The organism is Xanthomonas sp. MUS 060 (assembly GCF_000963215.1).
In the GTDB taxonomy this organism is placed as follows: domain Bacteria; phylum Pseudomonadota; class Gammaproteobacteria; order Xanthomonadales; family Xanthomonadaceae; genus Xanthomonas_A.
The window spans coordinates 1-11,250 of the sequence record NZ_JZIM01000035.1 but is presented as its reverse complement, the minus strand read 5'-3'; the positions used below and the strand labels follow the sequence as shown (position 1 = coordinate 11,250).

Sequence of the window (11,250 nt, the reverse complement as noted above, 5' to 3'; positions counted from 1 at the left end):
TGAATCGCGGTGATTTGACTGCCGAACGCTTCCTCATGGATCCATTCAGTGCCGATCCGACGGCGCGGATGTATCGCACTGGCGATCTGGGGCGTTGGCGTGCCGATGGCACGCTGGAGTTTGTGGGACGCAACGACCATCAGGTCAAGATTCGTGGTTTCCGCATCGAACGAATTGGGCGAGATCGAGGCCCGGTTGAGCGCGCATGCGGATGTGCGCGAGAGTGTGGTGGTGGCGCTGGAGGATGCCACGGGTAGCGAAGGATGCCACGGGTAGCGACAAGCAAACGATTGGTGGCGTATTGGGTTGCGACGCAGGATGCGACGCACGAGTCCCTTGGCGTGGAAAGCTTGCGTAGTTGGCTGTCGGACACGTTGCCGGATTACATGGTGCCGGCGGCTTATGTGCAATTGGATCGCCTGATGCGACGCACGAGTCCCTTGGCGTGGAAAGCTTGCGTAGTTGGCTGTCGGACACGTTGCCGGATTACATGGTGCCGGCGGCTTATGTGCAATTGGATCGCCTACCGACCACTGACCCCGAACGGGGCAAGCAAGCTGGATCGCAACTGGATCGCAAGGCAGGCATTACCCGCGCCGGATGCTACAGCCTATGCCGCGCCTGCGTATGAAGCACCGCAGGGTGAGGTCGAACACACCATTGCCGCGATCTGGCGTGACCTGCTGGGTCTGGAGAGCATCGGGCGGCACGACAACTTCTTCGCGCTCGGTGGGCATTCGTTGTTGGCGGTGACGCTGAACGAGCGGATGCGCCAGCAGGGTTTACAGGCCGATTTGCGCACACTGTTCACCACTCCGACGCTCATAGCACTGGCTGCGGCGAGCGGCGCCGTGTCAGTCAGTGTGCCGCCCAACCGCATTGGCCCAGACAGCGTAGCGATCACGCCTGAGATGTTGCCGCTGGTAGCACTCACTCAGGAACAGATCGATCGCATTGTCGCGATGACCCCAGGCGGTTCGGCCAATATCCAGGACATCTATCCGCTGGCCCCGTTGCAAGAAGGCATTTTCTTCCATCATCTGATGCAACAACAAGGTGATGCCTATCTGCTGCCAAACTTGATCGCGTTCGATAGCCGTTCGCGTTTGGATAGGTTTGTCGATGCGCTGCAGCGTGTCATTGATCGTCACGACATTCTGCGCACGGCGATCGCCTGGGAAGGGCTGGCCGCACCGGTCCAGGTCGTGTGGCGGCATGCGCCGCTGCCGATCGAGGAGGTGTGTCTGGATGATGCCGAAGGTGATGCGGCGGCACAGCTGCAATCGCGCTTCGATCCACGGCATTGGCGCATGGATATGCGTCAGGCGCCGCTGATGCGTGGCTTTGCGATGCAAGATTCGAGCAGTGGCCGCTGGCTGCTGCAGTTGCTCAGTCACCATGCTGCCTTGGATCACACGACATTGGAGATCGTGTTAGAGGAGGTCAGTTGCCACTTATGTGGTGAAGCTGACACCTTGCCAGCCCCGCTTCCGTTCCGCAATTTTGTGGCGCAGGCGCTGCTGGGCGTGAGTCGCGAGGAGCACGAGGCGTATTTCCGGACGATGCTCGCCGATGTGGATGAGCCCTGTGCCCCGTTCGGTCTGGTTGACGGACAGGGCGATGGATCCGACGTGGAGCAGGTACGTGTCAATCTGCATGAGCCACTATCGGCATTGCTGCGCAGCCAGGCACGGACGCTCGGCGTGAGCACGGCCAGTCTGTTTCATCTGGCCTGGGCGCAGGTGGTGGCACGCACAACGTGCCATGAGCGTGTTGTATTCGGAACCGTGCTGTTTGGCCGCATGCAGGGTGGAGTGGGGGCCGACCGTGCCCTTGGCATGTTCATCAATACCTTGCCGCTGCGGATCGAGATTGACGCGTCCAGTGTGGTAGAGAGTGTGCATCTTATGCAGCAGCGTCTTGCAGAGCTCTTGCGGCACGAGCATGCGTCGTTGTCGTTGGTGCAGCGGTGCAGCGGTGTTCCAGCACCTGCACCGTTGTTTACCTCGCTGCTCAACTACCGGCATCGGATTCAAGCAGAAGGTGCTGCCGAGGCGATGGCGTGGGAGGGAATCGAGACCATGCTAGCGCATGGGCGCACGAGTTATCCGCTCATGGTTGCTATCGACGATGTTGGGTCGGGATTTGCGCTGACGGTGCAGGCGCAGCGGCCACTCGTTGCGGAACGGATATGCGCGTTTCTAGTGAAGGCACTGGAAAGGCTTACCGATGCACTTGCACATGCACCACAGACAACAGTGCGCAATCTCGATGTTCTACCTGAGGCCGAAAGGCAGCAGGTCTTGATGCAGTGGAATGCAACGACAGCGGATTATCCACGCGATGCGTGTGTACACGAATTGTTCGAAGTACAGGTAGCGCGTGATCCATCGGCCATCGCGCTGGTGCAGGGCGAGGAGTCGCTCACGTATGGCGAATTGAACGCGCGTGCCAACCGGCTGGCGCATTACCTGGGCGAATTAGGCGTACGCCCAGACGACCGAGTGGCGATCTGCCTGGAACGCGGCATCGCCGCCATTGTCGCCATGCTCGGTGTTCTCAAATCCGGCGCAGCCTATGTTCCGCTCGATCCGACATCGCCTGGCAACCGTTTGCTCGCATTGCTGGACGACTGCCGCGCCAGCGTCGTCATCGTCGACCAGTCGTTGCCGACGACATCGCGCGATGGATTGACGCTGCCGATAATCAGCGTAACCGATCTCGTGCTCATCCAGCGTGCCACGCACAATCCCGACATCGCGGGGTTGCAGCGGCAGCATCTGGCCTATGTGATGTACACCTCCGGTTCCACCGGCCAGCCCAAGGCGACAATGATCACCCACCAGGGTCTGGTCGCTTACGCGGCGGCACTGAGCGAACGCTGCGCCTTGCAGCCAGGCGATACCTCGCTGGTCTTTACTTCGTTGCACTTCGATTTGGCTCTGACCGGGGTTTATCCACCGTTGCTGTGCGGCGGTACCGTGCAATTGTGTGCACATGACAGTACACCGGCAGATTGGGCGCATGCACTGCGGCAGGGGCGCGCCATTGCTCCACTCAAGCTCACTCCCTCTCATCTGACGCTGTTGCAGCAGGAACTTGGCGATACCCCGTTGGACGGATGCGTGAGAGTGCTGGTGCTCGGCGGCGAAGCACCGTCTGTCGATGCTGTGCGCTGGTGGCGGGAGCGCTCGCCAAGCACGCAGATATTCAACCACTACGGCCCGACTGAAACCACAGTGGGTTGTCTCATGCACGCGCTGTGTGGCGATGAAGACCGCATTCCTCTCGGGCTTCCGCTTGCTGGTGTGCGAGTTTACGTGCTCGATGTGCACGGACAGCTTTGCCCACATGGCGTACCGGGTGAACTGTATATCGCTGGTCATGGTTTGGCGCGTGGCTATCTTGGCCGTGCGGATCTGACGGCCGAACGTTTCGTGCCTGATCCGTTCGCTCAACAGCCTGGTCAACGCATGTACCGCAGTGGCGATTTGGTGCGCTGGCGCGCCGATGGCACGCTGGAGTTCCTCGGTCGCAATGACGATCAAATTAAGCTGCGCGGTTTCCGTATCGAGCTTGGAGAAATCCAGGCTGCCTTGCGTGCTTGCGACGGTGTGCGTGATGCGGTGGTCATCGCTCGCCAGTACAACGCTGGCGAGTTGCGTCTGGTCGCCTATGTGGTGGGTGATGTTGACGGCATCGAGCTTAATCCCGAAGCAGTGCGGACACAGCTTGGTGCGCGCTTGCCGGATTACATGGTTCCCAGCGCATACGTACATCTGGATTTACCCGCGCCGGATGCTACAGCCTATGCCGCGCCTGCGTATGAAGCACCGCAGGGTGAGGTCGAACACACCATTGCCGCGATCTGGCGTGACCTGCTGGGTCTGGAGAGCATCGGGCGGCACGACAACTTCTTCGCGCTCGGTGGGCATTCGTTGTTGGCGGTGACGCTGAACGAGCGGATGCGCCAGCAGGGTTTACAGGCCGATTTGCGCACACTGTTCACCACTCCGACGCTCATAGCACTGGCTGCGGCGAGCGGCGCCGTGTCAGTCAGTGTGCCGCCCAACCGCATTGGCCCAGACAGCGTAGCGATCACGCCTGAGATGTTGCCGCTGGTAGCACTCACTCAGGAACAGATCGATCGCATTGTCGCGATGACCCCAGGCGGTTCGGCCAATATCCAGGACATCTATCCGCTGGCCCCGTTGCAAGAAGGCATTTTCTTCCATCATCTGATGCAACAACAAGGTGATGCCTATCTGCTGCCAAACTTGATCGCGTTCGATAGCCGTTCGCGTTTGGATAGGTTTGTCGATGCGCTGCAGCGTGTCATTGATCGTCACGACATTCTGCGCACGGCGATCGCCTGGGAAGGGCTGGCCGCACCGGTCCAGGTCGTGTGGCGGCATGCGCCGCTGCCGATCGAGGAGGTGTGTCTGGATGATGCCGAAGGTGATGCGGCGGCACAGCTGCAATCGCGCTTCGATCCACGGCATTGGCGCATGGATATGCGTCAGGCGCCGCTGATGCGTGGCTTTGCGATGCAAGATTCGAGCAGTGGCCGCTGGCTGCTGCAGTTGCTCAGTCACCATGCTGCCTTGGATCACACGACATTGGAGATCGTGTTAGAGGAGGTCAGTTGCCACTTATGTGGTGAAGCTGACACCTTGCCAGCCCCGCTTCCGTTCCGCAATTTTGTGGCGCAGGCGCTGCTGGGCGTGAGTCGCGAGGAGCACGAGGCGTATTTCCGGACGATGCTCGCCGATGTGGATGAGCCCTGTGCCCCGTTCGGTCTGGTTGACGGACAGGGCGATGGATCCGACGTGGAGCAGGTACGTGTCAATCTGCATGAGCCACTATCGGCATTGCTGCGCAGCCAGGCACGGACGCTCGGCGTGAGCACGGCCAGTCTGTTTCATCTGGCCTGGGCGCAGGTGGTGGCACGCACAACGTGCCATGAGCGTGTTGTATTCGGAACCGTGCTGTTTGGCCGCATGCAGGGTGGAGTGGGGGCCGACCGTGCCCTTGGCATGTTCATCAATACCTTGCCGCTGCGGATCGAGATTGACGCGTCCAGTGTGGTAGAGAGTGTGCATCTTATGCAGCAGCGTCTTGCAGAGCTCTTGCGGCACGAGCATGCGTCGTTGTCGTTGGTGCAGCGGTGCAGCGGTGTTCCAGCACCTGCACCGTTGTTTACCTCGCTGCTCAACTACCGGCATCGGATTCAAGCAGAAGGTGCTGCCGAGGCGATGGCGTGGGAGGGAATCGAGACCATGCTAGCGCATGGGCGCACGAGTTATCCGCTCATGGTTGCTATCGACGATGTTGGGTCGGGATTTGCGCTGACGGTGCAGGCGCAGCGGCCACTCGTTGCGGAACGGATATGCGCGTTTCTAGTGAAGGCACTGGAAAGGCTTACCGATGCACTTGCACATGCACCACAGACAACAGTGCGCAATCTCGATGTTCTACCTGAGGCCGAAAGGCAGCAGGTCTTGATGCAGTGGAATGCAACGACAGCGGATTATCCACGCGATGCGTGTGTACACGAATTGTTCGAAGTACAGGTAGCGCGTGATCCATCGGCCATCGCGCTGGTGCAGGGCGAGGAGTCGCTCACGTATGGCGAATTGAACGCGCGTGCCAACCGGCTGGCGCATTACCTGGGCGAATTAGGCGTACGCCCAGACGACCGAGTGGCGATCTGCCTGGAACGCGGCATCGCCGCCATTGTCGCCATGCTCGGTGTTCTCAAATCCGGCGCAGCCTATGTTCCGCTCGATCCGACATCGCCTGGCAACCGTTTGCTCGCATTGCTGGACGACTGCCGCGCCAGCGTCGTCATCGTCGACCAGTCGTTGCCGACGACATCGCGCGATGGATTGACGCTGCCGATAATCAGCGTAACCGATCTCGTGCTCATCCAGCGTGCCACGCACAATCCCGACATCGCGGGGTTGCAGCGGCAGCATCTGGCCTATGTGATGTACACCTCCGGTTCCACCGGCCAGCCCAAGGCGACAATGATCACCCACCAGGGTCTGGTCGCTTACGCGGCGGCACTGAGCGAACGCTGCGCCTTGCAGCCAGGCGATACCTCGCTGGTCTTTACTTCGTTGCACTTCGATTTGGCTCTGACCGGGGTTTATCCACCGTTGCTGTGCGGCGGTACCGTGCAATTGTGTGCACATGACAGTACACCGGCAGATTGGGCGCATGCACTGCGGCAGGGGCGCGCCATTGCTCCACTCAAGCTCACTCCCTCTCATCTGACGCTGTTGCAGCAGGAACTTGGCGATACCCCGTTGGACGGATGCGTGAGAGTGCTGGTGCTCGGCGGCGAAGCACCGTCTGTCGATGCTGTGCGCTGGTGGCGGGAGCGCTCGCCAAGCACGCAGATATTCAACCACTACGGCCCGACTGAAACCACAGTGGGTTGTCTCATGCACGCGCTGTGTGGCGATGAAGACCGCATTCCTCTCGGGCTTCCGCTTGCTGGTGTGCGAGTTTACGTGCTCGATGTGCACGGACAGCTTTGCCCACATGGCGTACCGGGTGAACTGTATATCGCTGGTCATGGTTTGGCGCGTGGCTATCTTGGCCGTGCGGATCTGACGGCCGAACGTTTCGTGCCTGATCCGTTCGCTCAACAGCCTGGTCAACGCATGTACCGCAGTGGCGATTTGGTGCGCTGGCGCGCCGATGGCACGCTGGAGTTCCTCGGTCGCAATGACGATCAAATTAAGCTGCGCGGTTTCCGTATCGAGCTTGGAGAAATCCAGGCTGCCTTGCGTGCTTGCGACGGTGTGCGTGATGCGGTGGTCATCGCTCGCCAGTACAACGCTGGCGAGTTGCGTCTGGTCGCCTATGTGGTGGGTGATGTTGACGGCATCGAGCTTAATCCCGAAGCAGTGCGGACACAGCTTGGTGCGCGCTTGCCGGATTACATGGTTCCCAGCGCATACGTACATCTGGATGACTTGCCGCTGACCCCGAACGGCAAGCTGGATCGGAAGGCGTTACCCGCACCGGATGCCGCAGCCTATGCGGCGCGTGCGTATGAAGCGCCACAGGGCGCGATTGAACAAACCATCGCCCGCGATCTGGTGCGATCTATTGGGTCTAGAGAGCATCGGGCGGCAGGACAACTTCTTCGCGCTCGGGCGGCAGGACAACTTCTTCGCGCTCGGTGGGTGGACATTCGCTGCTGGCGGTGCGGGTCGCCTCGCGTGTGCGCAAGGAATTGGGTGTCGAGATTGGCGTGGCCGAGCTGTTTACGCATGCGGACATTCGCTGCTGGCGGTGCGGGTCGCCTCGCGTGTGCGCAAGGAATTGGGTGTCGAGATTGGCGTGGCCGAGCTGTTTACGCATGCGACGCTGCAAGACCTTGCCGCTTGTGTGGCGGGCGTCCTCGTCCAGCGCGATCTTGCCGCCGATCGTGCCGCTGGAGCCGGATGCACCGCGGGTGCTGTCGTTTGCGCAGCAACGGCTCTGGTTCCTGTCCCGATCGTGCCGCTGGAGCCGGATGCACCGCGGGTGCTGTCGTTTGCGCAGCAACGGCTCTGGTTCCTGTCGCAGGCAGTTCGAGGGCGTCAGCCAGGCGTATCACGTCAGCGGTGGCCTGCGCTTGCGTGGGGCATTGGATACGCAGGCGTTGCAGCGTGCATTGGACCGTATCGTGGCCCGACATGCGTCGCTGCGCACGACCTTCGTGCTGGTCGATGGGCAGACGTTGCAGCACATTTCTGCTGAGGACATTGGCTTCCATCGGATCGATCACGATCTGCGCGATGTATCCGAACGCGAGACGATGCTGCAGCAATTATTGGCCGAGGAGGCACAGGCAGCATTTACGCTGGAGCACGGCCCGCTCATCCGTGGTCGGCTGATCATCCGTGGTCGGCTGATACGAACGCCTTGCCGATGACGAGTCCGTCCTCTTCGTCACGATGCACCACATCGTGTCGGACGGGTGGTCGATGGGGGTTTTGATCAACGAGTTGAGTGCGCTGTATCGGGCGTTCGCACGTGGCGAAGCCGATCCGCTGGCACCGTTGCCGATCCAGTACGCCGACTATGCAAGCTGGCAGCGGCAATGGTTGACAGGAGATGTGCTGGAGCNATCGGGCGTTCGCACGTGGCGAAGCCGATCCGCTGGCACCGTTGCCGATCCAGTACGTCGATTATGCAAGCTGGCAGCGGCAATGGTTGACAGGAGATGTGCTGGAGCAGCAAGCGAGCTACTGGCGCGAGACGATGGGGGTTTTGATCAACGAGTTGAGTGCGCTGTATCGGGCGTTCGCACGTGGCGAAGCCGATCCGCTGGCACCGTTGCCGATCCAGTACGTCGATTATGCAAGCTGGCAGCGGCAATGGTTGACAGGAGATGTGCTGGAGCAGCAAGCGAGCTACTGGCGCGAGACGCTGTCCGGCGCACCGGTATTGCTGGAGCTGCCCACGGATCGTCCGCGTCCAGCGCGTCAGGATCATGCCGGGGCGATGCTGGAGGTGGTCATCGGTCCGCAGCAGGCGCAGGCGCTGAAGGCACTGAGTGAGTCAGCGCCATGGCCTGACGATGTATATGACATTACTTGCCAGTTGGGCGCTGCTGCTAGCGCGTCTGTCCGGTCAGGACGATGTGGTGATCGGCAGCCCTGTAGCCAATCGTGGTCGCTCCGAGACCGAAGGATTGATCGGCTTCTTCGTCAACACGCTGGCCCTGCGGGTGGAATTGTCCGGCTCGCCGACGCTGGCGCAATTGCTGGCCTCGGTGAAGGAACGCGCATTGCAAGCGCAGGTGCATCAGGACATCCCGTTCGAGCAGGTGGTCGAACTGCTGCAGCCGCCACGCAGTCTGGCGCATGCGCCGCTGTTCCAGGTGATGTTCGCCTGCGCTCCGAGACCGAAGGATTGATCGGCTTCTTCGTCAACACGCTGGCCCTGCGGGTGGAATTGTCCGGCTCGCCGACGCTGGCGCAATTGCTGGCCTCGGTGAAGGAACGCGCATTGCAAGCGCAGGTGCATCAGGACATCCCGTTCGAGCAGGTGGTCGAACTGCTGCAGCCGCCACGCAGTCTGGCGCATGCGCCGCTGTTCCAGGTGATGTTCGCCTGGCAGAACACGCCGCAGGGCGAACTGGATCTTGGTGAAATCGAGGCGAGCGAGCGGTCTCACCACCGCGCAGACAAGTGCGCAGTTCGACCTATCGCTGTCATTGGCCGAGAGCGAGGAGGGGATTGTCGGCAGTCTGATCTATGCCACCGCGCTGTTCGAGCATGCGACGCTGGAGCGTTGGATCGGGCATTGGCGGCATCTGTTGGCGGCGATGGTGGCCGAGGGTGCTGAAGATCGGGCGGTGGACCGTCTGCCGTTGCTGGACGAGGCCGAGCGCCATCAGCTGCTGACGCAGTGGAATGCGACCAAGGCGGATTATCCTGGTGCTGAAGATCGGGCGGTGGACCGTCTGCCGTTGCTGGACGAGGCCGAGCGCCATCAGCTGCTGACGCAGTGGAATGCGACCAAGGCGGATTATCCTCGCGCGCGATGCCTGTGTGCATGCATTGTTCGAGGCACAGGTGGCGCGTGATCCATCGGCAATTGCGATTGTTCATGCCTGTGTGCATGCATTGTTCGAGGCACAGGTGGCGCGTGATCCATCGGCAATTGCGATTGTTCAAAACAATGTCGCGCTGACGTATGGCGAGTTGAATGTGCGTGCCAACCAGTTGGCGCATTACCTGCGTGAGTTGGGCGTACGCCCGGATGACCGCGTGGCAGTGTGCGTGCCGCGTAGCGTCGAGATGGTGGTGGCGTTGCTGGCGGTGTTGAAGGCGGGTGGCGCATATGTGCCGCTGGATCCGGATTATCCGCCGGAAAACAATGTCGCGCTGACGTATGGCGAGTTGAATGTGCGTGCCAACCAGTTGGCGCATTACCTGCGTGAGTTGGGCGTACGCCCGGATGACCGCGTGGCAGTGTGCGTGCCGCGTAGCGTCGAGATGGTGGTGGCGTTGCTGGCGGTGTTGAAGGCGGGTGGCGCATATGTGCCGCTGGATCCGGATTATCCGCCGGAGCGTGCGGCTGGCTTACATCCTCGCTGATTGTGGCCTCGCTCAGGTGTTGACGGTGGCGGATGCCATCTTGCCAGAACCGCTGGAGCTTTTGCGGGTCAACATCGACGATGCTGTGGTGAACGCAGCGCAGTTGCATAATCCCGGAGTGCACTCGCATGGCGGCACGAGCGCTTGTGTCATCTATACCTCCGGTTCGACAGGACTGCCGAAGGGAGTCGAAATCCCGCATCGAGGGATCAATCGTCTGGTATTGAACAATGGGTATCTTCCGTTCAGTCCGAGCGACTGTGTCGCTTTGGCGGCCAATCCGAGTTTCGATGCGACGACGTTCGAAGTCTGGGGTGCGCTGCTCAATGGCGCACGCTTGGTCGTCATCGAAGCCGATGTTTTGCTGAACCCTGTCAGGTTGGCGGAGACAGTCGAGTGCGCAGGCATCAGCATCTTGCTGTTAGCGGCGGGGCTGTTCCATCAATATGCCGAGAGCATGAAAAAGAGCTTCGGTCACTTGCGCTATCTGTTGGCCGGTGGTGATGCGATTGATCCAAGCGTGGTGGCGAAGGTCTTGGATGGCAACGGCCCCCAGCATTTCTTGAATTGCTATGGCCCGACGGAAATCACGACCATCGCGACGGCCTATGAGGCGATGGAAATCGACGAGGATGTCAGAAGTCTTCCGATCGGCAGGCCAATCGCAAACACGCAGATCTACATTCTTGATGCACACGGTGCGCCGGTTCCGATCGGGGTGGTGGGCGAGTTGTATATCGGTGGCGATGGCGTGGGTCTTGGATATTTGAATCGAGAGGAGTTGACCGCCGAACGCTTCCTGACGGATCCGTTTAGTACCGATCCGACGGCGCGGATGTATCGCAGTGGCGATCTGGGGCGCTGGCGTGCCGATGGCACGATTGAGTTTTTCGGACGTAACGATCATCAGGTCAAGATCCGTGGTTTCCGCATTGAATTGGGTGAAATCGAGGCGCGGCTGAGCGCGCATGCGGATGTGCGCGAATGCGTGGTGGTGGCGCTGGAAGGTGCGGTGGCTGGTACCGAGAAGCGTCTGGTGGCGTATTGGGTTGCTGCCGAAGGTGTGACGTCGGAACATCTTGGCGCGGAAATCTTGCGCAGTTGGTTGTCGGATACCTTGCCGGATTACATGGTGCCTGCTGCT

6 protein-coding genes are annotated in these 11,250 nt (G+C 60.6%); all 6 read left to right on the top strand.

Going from position 1 to position 11,250, the window contains the following annotated elements:
- Positions 1–48 precede the first annotated feature (48 nt).
- A complete protein-coding gene (locus XANALMUS060_RS21445) occupies positions 49–276 on the top strand; it encodes a hypothetical protein (RefSeq protein ID WP_235430559.1) in 228 nt (75 codons plus the stop codon).
- A 230-nt stretch (positions 277–506) separates the two neighbouring features.
- The gene (locus tag XANALMUS060_RS21440) at positions 507–7,895 is read left to right on the top strand and encodes a non-ribosomal peptide synthetase (protein WP_052688206.1); all 7,389 of its coding nucleotides are present in this window, start codon (positions 507–509) and stop codon (positions 7,893–7,895) included.
- A 662-nt stretch (positions 7,896–8,557) separates the two neighbouring features.
- On the top strand, positions 8,558–8,920 hold the full coding sequence (locus tag XANALMUS060_RS22290) for a condensation domain-containing protein (RefSeq protein WP_235430558.1): 363 nt from the start codon (positions 8,558–8,560) through the stop codon (positions 8,918–8,920).
- A 231-nt stretch (positions 8,921–9,151) separates the two neighbouring features.
- The gene (locus XANALMUS060_RS20135) at positions 9,152–9,592 is read left to right on the top strand and encodes a condensation domain-containing protein (protein ID WP_152640548.1); all 441 of its coding nucleotides are present in this window, start codon (positions 9,152–9,154) and stop codon (positions 9,590–9,592) included.
- Positions 9,558–10,106, top strand: a complete 549-nt coding sequence (locus XANALMUS060_RS17705; RefSeq protein WP_052688205.1) for an AMP-binding protein — start codon at positions 9,558–9,560, stop codon at positions 10,104–10,106. The genes XANALMUS060_RS20135 and XANALMUS060_RS17705 overlap by 35 nt, the downstream gene beginning before the upstream one ends.
- Positions 10,107–10,131: 25 nt before the next feature.
- A partial coding sequence (locus tag XANALMUS060_RS17700; protein WP_235430557.1) for an amino acid adenylation domain-containing protein occupies positions 10,132–11,250 on the top strand: 1,119 nt, incomplete at its 3' end.

Excerpts from the sequence above, each read along its gene's own strand:
- XANALMUS060_RS21440 (WP_052688206.1), top strand. The coding sequence starts at position 507 with ATGTGCAATTGGATCGCCTACCGACCACTGACCCCGAACGGGGCAAGC.